This window comes from Pseudoalteromonas sp. T1lg23B (genome assembly GCF_002964665.1).
In the GTDB taxonomy this organism is placed as follows: Bacteria; Pseudomonadota; Gammaproteobacteria; order Enterobacterales; family Alteromonadaceae; genus Pseudoalteromonas.
Window position 1 is genome coordinate 59,252 of sequence record NZ_PQBZ01000034.1, and the last position, 14,849, is coordinate 74,100.

Annotated in this window: 16 protein-coding genes and 1 pseudogene; 6 read left to right on the forward strand and 11 right to left on the reverse strand. The window is 41.9% G+C overall.

The genetic code is table 11. The features are described 5' to 3' along the window. Window positions 1-24 precede the first annotated feature (24 nt). On the forward strand, window positions 25-177 hold the full coding sequence (locus tag C2M32_RS20495; RefSeq protein ID WP_158678180.1) for a hypothetical protein: 153 nt from the start codon (window positions 25-27) through the stop codon (window positions 175-177). Between the two features lie 174 nt (window positions 178-351). Further along, the gene (locus C2M32_RS08805) at window positions 352-786 is read left to right on the forward strand and encodes an exonuclease III (RefSeq protein ID WP_234401263.1); all 435 of its coding nucleotides are present in this window, start codon (window positions 352-354) and stop codon (window positions 784-786) included. A 91-nt stretch (window positions 787-877) separates the two neighbouring features. On the opposite strand, the gene C2M32_RS08810 is transcribed toward C2M32_RS08805, so the two are convergent. Then, entirely contained in the window at window positions 878-2,167 is a 1,290-nt protein-coding gene (locus C2M32_RS08810) for an anti-phage deoxyguanosine triphosphatase (protein WP_105168081.1), read from the reverse strand. A gap of 213 nt (window positions 2,168-2,380) precedes the next feature. On the opposite strand from C2M32_RS08810, the gene C2M32_RS08815 reads away from it, so the two are divergent. The 4 genes from C2M32_RS08815 to ttcA all read left to right on the forward strand — a co-directional run bounded on the left by C2M32_RS08815 (window position 2,381) and on the right by ttcA (window position 5,738). Then, window positions 2,381-3,202, forward strand: coding sequence for a glucosaminidase domain-containing protein (locus tag C2M32_RS08815; protein ID WP_105168082.1), 822 nt, complete (start codon window positions 2,381-2,383; stop codon window positions 3,200-3,202). Beyond that, a complete protein-coding gene (locus C2M32_RS08820; RefSeq protein WP_105168083.1) occupies window positions 3,192-3,857 on the forward strand; it encodes a DUF2987 domain-containing protein in 666 nt (221 codons plus the stop codon). The genes C2M32_RS08815 and C2M32_RS08820 overlap by 11 nt, the downstream gene beginning before the upstream one ends. Window positions 3,858-4,079: 222 nt before the next feature. Beyond that, on the forward strand, window positions 4,080-4,502 hold the full coding sequence (locus C2M32_RS08825; RefSeq protein ID WP_234401264.1) for a hypothetical protein: 423 nt from the start codon (window positions 4,080-4,082) through the stop codon (window positions 4,500-4,502). A gap of 342 nt (window positions 4,503-4,844) precedes the next feature. Further along, window positions 4,845-5,738 carry a tRNA 2-thiocytidine(32) synthetase TtcA gene (gene ttcA, locus C2M32_RS08830; RefSeq protein WP_105168085.1) on the forward strand — a complete coding sequence of 298 codons (894 nt, stop codon included), beginning with the start codon at window positions 4,845-4,847 and terminating at the stop codon, window positions 5,736-5,738. Window positions 5,739-5,786: 48 nt separating this feature from the next. Here ttcA and uspE read toward each other — a convergent pair. The 10 genes and pseudogenes from uspE to ccoN form a co-directional block, all read right to left on the reverse strand. Next, a pseudogene (uspE, locus tag C2M32_RS08835) lies at window positions 5,787-6,709 on the reverse strand (universal stress protein UspE). 101 nt (window positions 6,710-6,810) lie between these two features. Further along, window positions 6,811-7,545, reverse strand: coding sequence for an FNR family transcription factor (locus tag C2M32_RS08840; protein ID WP_105168086.1), 735 nt, complete (start codon window positions 7,543-7,545; stop codon window positions 6,811-6,813). 33 nt (window positions 7,546-7,578) lie between these two features. Beyond that, on the reverse strand, window positions 7,579-8,250 hold the full coding sequence (locus C2M32_RS08845; protein WP_105168087.1) for a sulfite exporter TauE/SafE family protein: 672 nt from the start codon (window positions 8,248-8,250) through the stop codon (window positions 7,579-7,581). After that, window positions 8,237-8,410, reverse strand: a complete 174-nt coding sequence (gene ccoS, locus C2M32_RS08850) for a cbb3-type cytochrome oxidase assembly protein CcoS (protein WP_070987092.1) — start codon at window positions 8,408-8,410, stop codon at window positions 8,237-8,239. The genes C2M32_RS08845 and ccoS overlap by 14 nt, the downstream gene beginning before the upstream one ends. After that, window positions 8,407-10,782: a heavy metal translocating P-type ATPase gene (locus C2M32_RS08855; RefSeq protein ID WP_105168088.1), complete on the reverse strand. Its 2,376-nt coding sequence runs from the start codon at window positions 10,780-10,782 to the stop codon at window positions 8,407-8,409. The genes ccoS and C2M32_RS08855 overlap by 4 nt, the downstream gene beginning before the upstream one ends. A gap of 5 nt (window positions 10,783-10,787) precedes the next feature. Further along, on the reverse strand, window positions 10,788-11,279 hold the full coding sequence (locus C2M32_RS08860) for a FixH family protein (RefSeq protein ID WP_105168089.1): 492 nt from the start codon (window positions 11,277-11,279) through the stop codon (window positions 10,788-10,790). Window positions 11,280-11,391: 112 nt separating this feature from the next. Beyond that, a complete protein-coding gene (gene ccoP, locus C2M32_RS08865; protein WP_105168090.1) occupies window positions 11,392-12,360 on the reverse strand; it encodes a cytochrome-c oxidase, cbb3-type subunit III in 969 nt (322 codons plus the stop codon). Beyond that, complete coding sequence (locus C2M32_RS08870) at window positions 12,357-12,542, reverse strand: cbb3-type cytochrome oxidase subunit 3 (protein WP_105168091.1); 186 nt, start codon at window positions 12,540-12,542, stop codon at window positions 12,357-12,359. Before C2M32_RS08870 ends, ccoP begins: the two co-directional genes overlap by 4 nt. Window positions 12,543-12,547: 5 nt before the next feature. Then, window positions 12,548-13,168 (reverse strand): cytochrome-c oxidase, cbb3-type subunit II, encoded by a 621-nt coding sequence (ccoO, locus tag C2M32_RS08875; protein ID WP_105168092.1) that lies wholly within the window; start codon window positions 13,166-13,168, stop codon window positions 12,548-12,550. Window positions 13,169-13,180: 12 nt separating this feature from the next. After that, window positions 13,181-14,614 carry a cytochrome-c oxidase, cbb3-type subunit I gene (gene ccoN / locus C2M32_RS08880; RefSeq protein ID WP_105168093.1) on the reverse strand — a complete coding sequence of 478 codons (1,434 nt, stop codon included), beginning with the start codon at window positions 14,612-14,614 and terminating at the stop codon, window positions 13,181-13,183. Between the last annotated feature and the right edge of the window lie 235 nt (window positions 14,615-14,849).

Genomic DNA, 14,849 nt, shown 5'->3' on the forward strand with positions numbered 1-14,849 from the left:
TTTGTAGCTAAAAAGTAAATTCTAATGAGAAACGGCAAGGCGTCGTTGTTTAAAAATAAAGTTGATGTACTTTACGAACATAATTGGTGTGTAACCACAGGGTATTTAGTCGTGAAAAATTCCGAAGCTATACTTAAAAACGGTACAAAAGAAGTTGCAATAGGTCGTGATGTATAAAGGTTAATAGTTAGGCAGAGCTTGTAAAAATATGAACAGTTGTTAGCGTGACGAGTGGAACGTTTTGCCTAGATGTAAATAGTCTATTAAATGACCAAAAAAGGAATCATATATCATTTACAAGAATATTATTGGCTATATAATGCGCGCAAATTCGTTCATATTGGGTATATTATGTTTAAATCATTATCACTAGTTGTTGCTCTTTCTACTATTACATCTGTGTCTGCGCAGGTTGAATATTCAGCAGCCAATGCGTCACCAGAATCAAAAGTTTGTGTGATTGCAGCCCAACAAGGACTTAGTGCCGCACGTACGGAAGCACAAAAATACGGTATCAATATTTCTCGTTTCTCTAAAACTCTAGAGTGTAACGGTGAAGACATTCGTAACATCGCGAAACAAGCTGATTTCGCTCAAGCACAGACGCAAGATAAAGCGGTAGCACTTGTGGCTAAAACAGCATCTGCAGAAACGGAGCTTTGTATTAAGGCTGCTAAAGATGGCGTTGCTAGCATCGCTGTACATGGCCACAAAGCGCGCAGCCTACGTTGTAACAACTTACCAGTTAAAGAGTTTGTTAAGCAATATGGCAAAGTTGCTATCTAAGATAGCACGTTGATGTGTTGAAAAACGGTCAGGTTATCTATCTGACGTTGACAGAATTGCAAGAAAACGCCAGGTTTTTCCTGGCGTTTTTTTATTCACTTGCGAATAGTCGTTTATGGGTTCTACGAGCGTACTCATCGGTCATGCCACTCAAATAATCAGCTAAAACTCTCATTTGTTCGCTGGTCGAGTTCGCGACTTGGTATTGTTCTTGGGTGGTATAGGGCAACAAACGCATAGGATCGCTAGCGAGCGCTCGAAACAAATCAATGAGAAGATTTTGTCCACTAAATTCTATTTGCTGCATTTTAGGTTCCCTGATCAGCCGCTCAAAGACAAATACTTTTAGAATACTAAGAATATCAGCAAATTCACTATCCAAGGTTACATTATATTTAAGTAACGGTGATTCAAAATCAGGATTTTGAACGCTCAAAGCACTGTTGACGATAAATAAGTTCACCAGCTCACCGATAGCGTCTTTACGATAAGCTTCATCTCTAGAAAACAGACGTTGTGTTAGTCGCGTCAAATTTTGCTTTAACCATGGTGAACAGAGGGCTGTTAGTTTTGGTTCGGCGTAAAGAGTCCAATCAGCTAACGTCAAGGTATCAGTTGCAATCGCGTCTTCGAGATCGTGCACCGCATAAGCAATATCATCCGCCAACTCCATAATCGCACAATCTAAAGATTTGAACTGTGTTTTACAGCGATACTGGTCAATAACCTGATGCTGTTGCAGCAATGTTTTATCTGACTCGGTAAATGGCGCGATGATCCAATTGAATACATCGCTGTCACATTGGTAAATCCCTTTGGCTGGCAACCAATCGTTAGCTTTAATGAAGCGTTGGCTGGGGTCATGGCTTGGCTTGTTGAACCATAATTGATCTATGATCGCAGGGTATTTTACAAATCCTAGCAATGTCCTACGTGTTAGGTTCATGCCATACCCTTTGCTGTAAGGTTCTAATTTAGACACAATTCTAAGTGTTTGCGCATTTCCTTCAAAACCACCATGGTCTTTCATTAGGTAGTTCAAAGCTGTTTCTCCGCCATGACCAAATGGTGGGTGGCCAATGTCGTGTGCAAGACAAAGCGTTTCTATCAAGCTGGTTGATGGAAAGTGTTCAAACTCAGGGTTAGCAATTTTCAGATGCCGCAATAAACCACTACCAATTTGCGAAACTTCCAAAGAGTGCGTCAGACGTGTTCGATAAAAATCATTTACCCCGATACTCATAATTTGAGTTTTAGCTTGCAAGCGTCTAAATGCGGCTGCGTGAATGATTCTCGACCGATCGACCTGCCAGGGTGACCGATTGTCATTAGGACGATGTTTATGTTGCTCTGACAATCTTTGCTGCCAAACTGTTTGCATGGTTGCTCCGTACAATAAATAGTCGGCTGCTATACTTAAAGTCAACAGGCGAACTGTAATTCGCGTTTAATTGTTACTTTAAGTATAATGCGAGGCCAATTTATACGTAAAAAATAATGAGTTGTGTGCTTGTATACCGATACTAGCAAGCTAGTTCTAAAACTTACAGTCTAACGCATGGATATGACTGGCACACTAACACAGAGGAAAGACATGCAAGTCAGAGTAATTCAAATAGTTATATTTTTAGTGTCGGTTTGGGCATTGAGCTATCCGTTTTTGTATGAAACCACATCGCCACTGACCTCAGAGCAAAAAACTAAGCCCAAAAGACCAGTGGCGCCAAAGATTGTGGAAAAACCATTGCACAATGTAAAGCTGCCAGATTTTGGAAGTATCACTGATGTAAAAGAGAAAAAGCAGCGCTTCTTTGATTTCATAAAGCCCCATGTTATCGCCGAGAACACGAAAATCAGACAACAACGAGCGACTTTAGAAATTGCATTAATGATGCTGCAAGCAGGGCAGGCGTTAACCGAGGCGCAAACCAAGAAACTCAAAACTATTTTTACATACTATCGTTTAGACGACGCGCAATTCACGGTAGAAAGTGTACAAGAAGCACTAACACATGTTGATATTATTCCAAGAGAGTTAGCACTAATGCAGGCTGCGAATGAGTCAGCTTGGGGAACGTCACGTTTTGCAAGAATCGGTTTAAACTTTTTTGGTCAATGGTGTTACAAAAAAGGGTGTGGCATGGTGCCAAGGCACAGAGATAATGAAGCTGCCCATGAAGTTGCTGCGTTTCAATCGGTACGCGCGGCTGTGAAATCATACTTTAGAAATATCAATACTCACGACGCCTATCGCCAATTACGCGAAAAACGCGCCGAGCTTAGAGCAAATAAATTACCTATCGAAGCCACCTTGTTGACTCAAGGACTCATTGCTTATTCTGAGCGCGGTGATGCGTATGTAGAAGAACTTAATGACATGATCCGCCATAACAAGGATTACTTTGATGAAGAATAGCTACATTGTGTTTCTGGTGGCTGTACTCGCCTTTATCAGTAAGACTGTGAATGCCAAGGAATTTGTGGTGTCTTATGATGGCTTTTATGACCGTTTAAAAGTCGTAGAGAAAGGCAACTTTGAGTTTGCTCGCGTTAATTTTTATATTGTAGACATCGCAACACTTGAGCCTTGTAAAATTAAAAAAGGCGAAATAGTAACTGAGCGCTCATCCTCGCCACTTACCTATACGAGTCAGGCTCAGTTACTGTTACCCTACGATAAACAACTTGATAAAGATAAAGCGGTTGTTGTTATCGAGCCAGAAAACCCAAACCATGATTGCCAACTAAAGTTTCAAATAGAAACAGAACACTTTGGTGTGCAGAATTTGAATAAAGCGGATATCTATCAGCTGCATATGGAGTTTGATGAGTTGCTATCTGATTTATCTGGTTTTTTTGTCAGTAAGTTGATGAGTTTTTTATTGCCTGAACAAAAGGGCATTAAAATCACCTTTACGCACCCTGTTTCCTTTGCCGATGAACAAGTGCAATGTGCTCAAATGAGCTGTACTTTTGAAGTAAGTGACACATGGCAAGACAATTCGCAGAAGCTTAATACAAGTAATGCAAATATTAACATTGAACAAGTAACGCCTTGGATCAGTAAATAGTATCGACTTCCCAATCTGGCTCAATGCTCGTTGAGCCAGCCATTTTCTTTTAGTTCTTAACTTTTGCCAAATCATTTTATCTTTGCTAATCAATGGCAAGGCATGGCTCTATCTGCTACACCTATTACAGGCTGATAATTCAAAGGACGGCCCTGCTATGTTTGGTTTTCTAGAACATATGAGTAGATTTATAAAAGGTTACTTAAAAATCGTACGTTTACTGTGTTTGTGATGAGTGTGGTGTTGCTTGGCGCTACAGTGATTTTTTTCTTAGACCAACACACTAAATTAGAAGTAAAACAAGATATTCACAGCAAAATAAGTGACCAACTTTCTCTGCGATATAACCTGCTCTTGAGTAAATTGAATGACAAGAAAAAGGAGATTCGATTTCTACACGCTACACCGCCTGTAAAGGGAATCATGCGTGCAGTGAGCAACAACGGTATAGACCCGCTTGACGGCACAGTTGAAGCGCAATGGATATCTAGACTAGAGATTATATTCAAAGGCTATATTGAGAATCACCCAGATATTCTACAGTTAAGGTACATCGGATTCGCGGACAATGGCAAAGAGATAGTGCGTGTTGAACGGCGTGATGAAATCGTATCGGTTATTGATAAAAGATGTCTAGTTGTTTGAGGGAAGATCACACTCAGGAATGAAGACCCAGATGAAGTTGAAAAAGCCCTCAATAAAGTGGATAAATTTCTCCCAAAAGAATTAGTTGGCAGTATTAATAACTGCTTGAGAGAGTCTGATTTTCGTCGTGCTGAAACAATAGTCAAAGCTTATATTAATTCAAGGAGTAGTTAGATACTCGCATCTGTGTTGGGCAAACCCGCTCTACTTTTTTTAGGTCGTGATAATTTCTCTAAGATAAGAGAGATTAAACTAGTTCGTTAAGCAAAAAATCCGTATAATTGCCGCCCTTGAATTTCCATTGCAAATTTAGTCAGCGCCACTGACTATGTGGGTAGGTAGATGAGTCAAACAGATACGCGAAAAGAAGCTTTTGAATTTAACAAGCTACAAAAACGACTGAGAAGAAACGTCGGTAACGCCATTACCGATTACGGCATGATTGAAGAAAATGATGTAGTAATGGCCTGTATTAGTGGTGGTAAAGACTCCTTCGCAATGCTTGATATTCTATTACAGTTACAAAAAGTCGCGCCTATTTCTTTTGAAGTTGTAGCGGTCAACTTAGACCAAAAGCAACCTGGATTTCCTGAGCACATCTTACCTGAGTACTTTGAATCGCTGAACATTCCATATTATATCGTTGATAAGGATACCTACTCGGTAGTAAAGCAGAAGATCCCAGAGGGAAAGACAACCTGTGGCTTGTGCTCGCGATTGCGTCGCGGCACCTTGTATTCTTTTGCGGAAAAGATTGGTGCAACTAAAATTGCATTGGGTCATCATATGGATGATATGGTTGAAACACTATTTTTGAACATGTTTCATGGTGCACGCCTCAAAGGAATGCCTCCTAAGTTACGTTCAGATGACGGGCGTAATGTGGTGATCCGTCCACTTACCTATTGTCGTGAAAATGATTTAATAAGCTATGCCGAGCAAAAAGAGTTTCCGATTATTCCGTGTAACTTGTGTGGTTCTCAGGAAAATTTGCAACGGCAAAATATCAAAGCTATGTTGGTTGAATGGGACAAGAAAACACCAGGGCGCGTAGAAAATATATTCAAAGCAATGCAGAATGTCAGCCCAAGTCAACTTGCTGACAAAGAATTGTTTGATTTTGAGAATTTACCTTTAGACAGAAGCGAAGAACGTCAGGAATATGAATTTTCTGAAGCGGTAGTCTCATCGACTAACATTGATGAATCGTTGTTCATAGATGTCACCAATATCTAACCATCCCTTGATAAAAAGCCCCTCATTCGAGGGGCTTTTTGTTGATAATTAATCCTCTAGTGGACTTTTGTAGCCGTCTGGTTTCAGTGCGAGTACGTCGCAGTCAAGACTATCGATTACATGTTCTGCGGTGTTACCGATAAGCGCGGCGCTAAGTCCAGTGCGTCCAACCGTACCAATAACCACCAACTCAGACTTTTTATCTTTCGCCACCATAGGAATGACATCTTCAGGTAAACCCTCTCTAACTATGCAATCACTTTGGGCAATGGAGAAGGACGCTGCCAGTGCAAAGGTCTCTTCCTCGTGATGTTTTTTGACTGCCTCGTTATACTGCGTAGGATTAAACTCAGGGATTTCAATGGCAATATTAACCGGTGTAGCAGGGTAGGTGTTCACCAAACTGAGTTTTGCATTAGCAAGTTGGCAAATAAACTGCGCATCACTAATGATACGACGATTGAGCTCCAAATGTTGCTCGTTGTCGCTTACCGCATTAACGGCTGCAAGTATATGGCCGTGAGCTGGCAGTCTTGATCTTTAACCAACAACACTGGCGCAGGACACTTACGGATGAGGTGCCAATCGGTAGGGGTAAAGATCACAGACTTTAAGGTATCATGTTGATGAGTACCTTTGACTACGAGATCATAGTCATCTTTGATAACGGTTTTAATGATTGCTTCATAGGGGCGGTTATGCCAAAGCACCTGGCTATGAATGTTGATCCCCTCTACATTTTTTAAAATCTCATCTATCCAAGCTTCTCTATCTTTTACCACTGCGTCACGCATTGCTTCGCGTTCGTCCTTCGAAAGCATGGTGGTCATTTCATACGAAAAATCATAGATAGATAGGAATGCGGTTACCTCAGCACCAGTTTTCTTGGCGAGGGTAATAGAGCGCTGTAAGCTGTCTTGTTGCGCTTTGGTTGGGTCTATAACGGCTAAAATGCGTTTAATTTTGTCCATCGCAAGTTCCTTAACGTGCTTTGTTAGCTAAATCAGTTAAATTTAAGTGTAACTGATTTAGCGCAAGGTTAAAGAATTTACCAGTAATTCGTTGCGTTAGATCAAATCGAAATGGCAGCAGTTCGTGCCAGTGCAGGAATATCTAAAATAGTAATAAATTTACCTTCAACCTTAATAATCTCAGACTTTTGGAAGCGACTAAGTAGGCGACTAATGGTCTCTACGGTGAGTCCTAAATAGTTACCTATCTCACCTCGGGTCATGGTAAAGCGAAACTCTTTGCGAGAGAAGCCACGCTCACCAAAGCGATTTGATAGATTAAAAATAAACGTCGCCAGACGTTCTTCAGCGGTTTTTTTATTTAGCAGTAGCAACATCTCTTGATCGTAGTTGATCTCGCTACTCATCAGACGCATTATTTGCTGACGTAACTTAGGAAGCTTACCCGCAAGTTCGTCTAATGTGTCAAATGGGATTTCACACACCATCGATGTTTCTAGTGCTTGTGCAAAGCTTTGGTGCTGCATTTTGTTAATGGCATCAAAACCTACCAAATCCCCCGCTAAATGAAAGCCAGTGATTTGCTCATCGCCTTGCTCAGATAGGGTATATGACTTAAATGACCCTGAACGGACCGCAAAGATAGAATTCAGTGGAGAACCAGACTCAAACAAGTAGTCGCCTTTGTGTAGCGGCTTTTTTCGCTCAATGATTTCATCAAGTTTGTCCATTTCATTCCCATTTAGGGTGAATGGTAAACACAACTGGCTGATACTACAGTTATTACAGCTTATCGTACATTGGCTTTTAGCACGATTTTGATTGTTTAAATCCATAATAAATCCATTCTCTAAGACTTCTTACCTAGGTTAATGTACTAATCTATCGGTTGCAATGATTAGTAGATAAATACCATACCAAATGAAAATACTGCCCAATGCAACTCTGATCAGAGTATGGTTCAAAAAACGGCTCAGTTTTTGGGCTGAATGGCCCACTGCGAGCATCGCAGGCAAGGTACCCAGTGCGAAGCTTAACATGATTAGAGCGCCGTAACTTGCAGAGTCCGCTTGGAGTGTCCATGTCAGCGCAGAATACACAAGACCACATGGTAACCAACCCCATAACATGCCATACGCAAAAACCCGAGAGTAGCTTGTAACTGGTAACAAAAATTTATTCAACTTGACTAAGTGCTGCCATATGACGGTTTTTGCGCCAGCCTCTAGCCATTGCAAGGTACTGGCTAGGCGCATGACATAAATACCCACTAGCAACATGAAGACGCCGCTCAGCATCTTTAAGCTCAGTGCAAATGTTGTGTTTTGTTTTGCAAAAGCCCCGCCCAATGTTGCCACCAAAGCCCCTGCAAACATATAACTAGCAATTCGCCCTGCATTGTAGAGCAAACTTACCCGCCACGTATTTAGCGTCGAGGACGCCAACTGTAAGCTAGATGCAATACCACCACACATCACAAGACAATGTCCGCTGCCAACCAAACCCATAATGAAAGCACTAAGCAAGCTAATCTCGTTCATTGGCGTTTTTATGCTGCTCTTTGTCGTCTTCGAATAATATACTGTGGCCTTGTTTTTCTAAGTCGGAAAACTGCTCGCTTTTAACTGCCCAAAAAAATATCCCAATGGCGATAATCACGAATAGAATAGCGATTGGGATTAACACATAAATGATACTCATATCTTTAACAACCTAAGTGAATTACCTATCACTATTATAGAACTTGCTGACATACCTATAACGGCCACCCAGGGTGGTACCATACCAAGCGCGGCTAATGGTAAGATTGAAGCGTTATAGAGCAATGAAATTGTTAAGTTTTGCTTAACCACTCGGCGGGTATGTTTAGCAACTTGTTGTAACTGTATAATGGCGTTTAGATTACTCTTAAGTAACACAACATCGGCTACATTTTTTGAAATATCAGCACCAGTTTCCATGGCTATCGATAGATGTGCGCTATTGAACACTGGGCTGTCATTTACGCCATCACCTATCATCGCAACAACTTCACCTTGGGCTGACCACGAATCTACCGCGTTTAGTTTATCTTGTGGTGAACAATTACTGAGTTGCGAATCTAAGCCAAGCTGTTGAGCAAGTTGTGCACCCGCGATACTGCTGTCCCCTGTCAGCATATGACAGGATAAACCATTTCTTTGCAGCGCTTTAATAACCGAGTGAGCGTTGTCGCGCACTTTGTCATTGAGTAGAAACTCTGCCACAGCCTTTTGATTGATAAACAAGGTGGCTTGTGATTGGCCTTTTTGTTCACCAAACCAATCACTTTTGCCAATAGCAATTTCATCAGTTTCCAGCTTAGCACTGATCCCAATACCCGGGTGAACAACAACGTCTTGCATATCGTGATGAATGCTAAGGTGTTGCGAAAACGCCTCTGCGATAGGGTGCTCTGAATAGCGTTCTAAACTGGCTGCTAGCGCTAAAACTTGTTGTTCGCAATATTGACTATCTAGAATGTTTACCTGCTGGATGGAGAATCGACCTTCAGTTAAAGTACCGGTCTTATCAAATGCAACGCGAGTAAGTTTGGTCAGCGTTTCCAACACATGACCTTCTTTTATTAAAACGCCTTGCTTCGTTAAGTTGGCGACAGCACAGGTAAGAGCGGTCGGTATTGCCAAACTGAGTGCACAAGGGCAGGTTGCTACTAAGACAGAAATGGTTACCCAAAAGGCTTGTTCAGGGGAGACGGAGTACCAACCAATAGCCGTCAAAGAAGCAAATACAAGTAAGCAAGCAACAAACCATTGCGCGACCTTATCTGTGATCTCAACTAACTTGGGGCGCTTACTTAATGCAGAGTGTTGTAAGCGAATGATTTGATTGAGTAGTGTGTTTTGCCCAATTTTGTTAATTTCAATGCTGATCACACCATCATGATTGATAGTGCCCGCAAAAACCTGATTACCCTCATACTTACTTACAGGTAAATGCTCCCCCGTCATCATTGACTCATCTACACTTGTTTTACCGTGTAAAATCAGGCCATCGGCCGGAATGGTTTCGCCCGGTTTAACTAAAATTTTGTCCGCCAACTTTAGGTTTTTGGCCGCGATGATTTGTTCGTCATCGCCAGCAGTGATTTTTCGAGCGGTTAATGGCAATAATTTCTGTAAGTTAGCTGTAAATTCACTGGCTTTTAAACGGGCTCTAAACTCTAGATATTTACCCAACAGCAATAAGAATGTGAACATACAGATAGATTCAAAATAGACTTCACCCACTTCCATAACCGTGGCGTAACAACTGGCTCCATAAGCGCCAAAGATAGCCAGTGAAACGGGCAAGTCCATATTGAGTTGTTTAGCTTTTAGCCCTTTGATGGCATTGGTTAAAAAGGGCAGTGCAGAATACAGGATCACAGGAGAGGCGAGTACTAGACTTATCCAGCGAAAATACTGTTCAAAGTCGTCTTCCATGCCTGAAAACATACCAAAGTACATAGCAAAGGCGAACATCATGACCTGCATAGTCATGATACCGGCTACACCTAAACGGCGGATATAGGCCTTGGCAGCGGCTTGTTTTTGAGTAGCTTCATCATCGGCTTGAAATGGGTAGGCTTTATAGCCGATTTGCATCAGTGATTGGATGATGTCGCTTAACAGTATCTGTTTGGCATTCCACAAAATCATGGCGCGGTGAGTCGAGGTGTTAACATCGACTCTTGCCACCCCCTTTAGTGCCAATAGTTGCTTTTCAATCAGCCAAGCGCAGGCTGCACAGCTTATGCCCTCAACACTGAGTAATACTTCACTCAACTCCCCAGAGTGGGTGACAAAATCTTGTTGAACATCATGATTGTCATAACTTTTAATGAGACTCAGTTGTTCAGGAACCAACTCATCAATTTTACCCGCGGTTTTGGTTCTAAACTTGTAGTAGTCGCTCATTCCCTGACTAAGGATTGTTTGTGCGACAGTTTGGCAACCAATACAGCAAACGGGTTGAGCTTGACTTTGATAAACCACTTCACCGGTGTAACCTTGTGGAATGGGTTCAAGACAATGAAAACAAGCTTGTGCCATGTTAATTACTTATATTCTGGAGATATTTTCAAAATTTCCTGACTCGGAAGTTGGATGTTTTCTTTTAACTTCCAACTGCCATCCATAGGCTCAATAAATACCGTATACGCGCCTTGCTGGATCTGCTCAAGAATCGCGGTAAACTCGCCATTTGCATTGGGCAACAAATTGACATTGAAGTCATGAGCTTTGATAGTTCTATGATAAAAAGAAGCTTTTAGGGCTTTAACTTTGCTGTGATCACCTTTGGTAAACACAAATTTTATGTAGTCGTTGTCTACTTGCAAGTCACCGTGTAGGTAAAGAGCCTTCGCTTTGTTGAACTTGGTCAGTTCTAAGTTGATTGCTTTACCTTTTTTGTAATAGTCATCAACCACCATGTCAGGACCATTACCGACGGCAACGAAGACTAAAACCACACATGCAACGATGGTTGCAAGCGGGAAAAACATTAAAAACCAAGGCCAAAAATTCTTATACCACGGAGTAGGGTTCATAACGACTCTAATGCTTGAAAAGTGTGGCGATATTTTATCTTATTTGTCGTTAAATACCTAAAAAAAAGCCTCCAAATGGAGGCTTTTTTGATCTTAATTAACAATGGCGTTGTTATTGTTTATTTTGCGATAAGCTATAAACATACGCAGTCAATAAGTGTACTTTGTCTTCACCTAGAATATCTTTCCAAGCAGGCATTACACCAGCACGGCCATGGTTAAGTGTTTCTTCAACGGCACGTTGAGAACCACCATACAACCAGATGTTATCTGTTAGGTTAGGTGCGCCAAATGGTAGGTTATGAGCAACAGAACCTTTACCGTCCATACCGTGACACGCAGCACACATAGCAAACTTAGCCTTACCAGCTTCTGCATCTTTTTGGTTAACTTTACGGCCAGAAAGACTTAACACGTAAGCGGTCATTTCTTTAACGCCTTGCTCACCCAATGCATCTTTCCAAGGTGGCATAGCTGCAACACGACCTTGTAGTAGTGTTTCTTTGATCTTGTCAGGTGTACCACCGTATAACCAGTCGTCATCTGTCAAGTTAGGGAAACCTGTACCACCACGAGCGTCTGAGCCGTGACACTGAGCACAGTTTTGAGCGAATAAGCGTTGACCAATTTCAAGAGCTTTTTCGTCTTTTGCTAGTGTTTCGATGTCTTGCTTAGCATAGGCCTCGAAGATAGGACCAAAACGCTCTTCAGCGGCAATGATCTCTTGGTCTAACTGTACTTTTTCACCGTTAGCTAGCGCCTCTTCAGTTGCTTTTTTTGACTCAGCAAGTGACGTTACACCTTGGTTTGAGCTGGTCCACTTTGCTAGACCTTGCCAGTTACCAAGACCTGGGTACGCTGCTAAATAGTACACAGCCCAAACAAATGTTGCGAAGAACATATAAGTCCACCACTTTGGTAGTGGGTTATTGATTTCTTCAATTCCGTCAAACTCGTGACCACAGCTTTCGCCTTCTTTAACACCTACATAGTTTTTTAGGTTCCAAAGCAATAAGCCTAAGATCAGAGCAAGACACGCAAGGGTCAGTACAATGACCCAAATACTCCAAAAGCTAGTCATTTTTCAGACTCCTTTTCCTCGTTAGAGATTGTTTTTTTATGCTCTTTTTCATCTTCAAAAATGGCATTAGCTGCATCGTCAAAACGACGCTTAGTGCTTTTGCTATATGCCCAAGCAACAATCACAATAAATAGTACCAAAATTACCAGAGTCAAAATGCCTCTGTATGTGCCGTAATCCATAATAATTACTTCAAGTGTGTGCCAAGTTGCTGAAGGTAAGCAATGAGGGCTTGCATCTCTGTTTTGCCCTTAACTGCTGCTTCTGCACCTTGAATATCTTCTTCGGTGTATGGCACACCAAAGCCTTTGAAGACTTCAAGTTTTTTGGCGGTTAACTTACCGTCTAGTACATTTTCATCTAACCAAGGATAGCCTGGCATGTTCGACTCAGGCACCACTGAACGTGGGTCCATTAAGTGTGCATAGTGCCAGTCATCAGAGTAACGTTGACCTACACGTGCTAAGTCAGGACCAGTACGCTTAGAACCCCACTGGAATGGGTGATCCCATACTGACTCACCAGCAACAGAGTAGTGGCCATAGCGCTCTACCTCGTCACGGAATGGGCGGATCATCTGTGAGTGACAGTTGTAACAACCTTCACGAACATAAATGTCACGACCTTCCATCTCAAGCGCAGTTAATGGACGTAGCCCATCAACTGGCTGAGTTGTATCTTTTTGGAACATCAGTGGTGTGATTTCTACCAGTGCACCAAAGCTAATCGCAAATACAGTCAGAATAGCCATTAGGCCAACGTTCTTTTCTACGATTTCGTGTTTATTGGCTGAATTATTATTGCTCATAATCTACACCTCTTAAGCCATTTGCGCGTTTGCGTCAGTGGCAAGTGAACCACTTTTTGCAGTTACTGTGCGCAGCACGTTGTATGCCATTACCAGCATACCCACAACGATGAACACACCGCCAAGGAAGCGCATGATGTAGAAAGGTTTAGACGCTTCAAGAGATTGAACGAAGCTGTACATTAACGTACCGTCTGCGTTTACTGCACGCCACATCAGGCCTTGCATAACACCAGAGATCCACATTGCAACGATATACAATACAACACCTACGGTATGTAACCAGAAGTGGGTGTTAACCAGCTTAACGCTGTACATGTTACCGTGACCAAATAGTGCTGGAATTAAGTGGTAGATGGCACCGATTGAGATCATAGCAACCCAGCCTAGGGCACCAGAGTGTACGTGGCCCACAGTCCAATCAGTGTAATGAGAAAGCGCGTTTACTGATTTAATTGCCATCATTGGTCCTTCGAAGGTAGACATACCATAGAAAGACAACGACACAACTAAGAAACGAAGTACTGGGTCAGTACGTAGCTTATGCCATGCACCTGATAGCGTCATGATACCGTTGATCATACCACCCCAAGATGGAACGAATAGAATCACAGACATAACCATACCTAAAGACTGAGTCCAGTCAGGTAGCGCTGTGTAGTGTAAGTGGTGAGGACCTGCCCAAATATATAAAGAAACAAGCGCCCAGAAGTGAACAACCGATAAACGGTAAGAGTAAACTGGACGACCTGCTTGTTTAGGTACGAAGTAGTACATCATACCCAAGAAACCAGCAGTAAGAAGGAAGCCTACCGCATTGTGGCCATACCACCACTGAACCATCGCATCTACAGCACCCGCGTAGATAGAGTATGATTTAGTTAATGATACTGGCACAGCCATGCTGTTTACGATATGAAGAATCGCAACAGTAATAATGAAACCAGCATAGAACCAGTTTGCTACATAGATATGAGACACTTTGCGCTTGATTAGCGTGCCAAAGAATACCACTGCATAAGATACCCAAACTACCGCTATTGCGATATCGATAGGCCACTCTAGCTCTGCATACTCTTTAGAAGAAGTAATACCTAGCGGCAATGTGATGGCTGCTGAAACAATGATAGCTTGCCAACCCCAAAAGGTGAAAGCGGCTAATTTGTCTGAGAAAAGGCGCGTTTGACAAGTACGCTGAACAACATAGTAAGATGTTGCAAAGAGTGCACTTGTACCAAATGCAAAGATTACTGCGTTCGTATGTAACGGACGAAGTCGAGAGTAAGTCAACCATGGTGTGTCAAAGTTCAAAGCTGGCCAAGCTAGTTGGGCAGCAATAAGAACACCAACACCCATGCCAACGATGCCCCAAATCACTGTCATGATAGCGAATTGGCGTACAACCTTATAGTTGTACTCAGTTTGTGATGCTACTGTTTGGCTCATTTTCTGGATTCCGCTGCAATTAATGCGATTAGAAATGAATTACCTGCATAAACAGGCCCTGCTTATTATTTCAACAAGTTCGTTTAAAAATAAATCTGATTAAGCAAATTTATTTCAAACCAACTTGAGAAACCCTTATTTTTGCAAGGAAATGATAATTTTTTTGCAAAAGAAAAGATACCTCAAACACCTAAAATTATGACATCAATCAAATTTTCGGCAATAAATTGCTCAA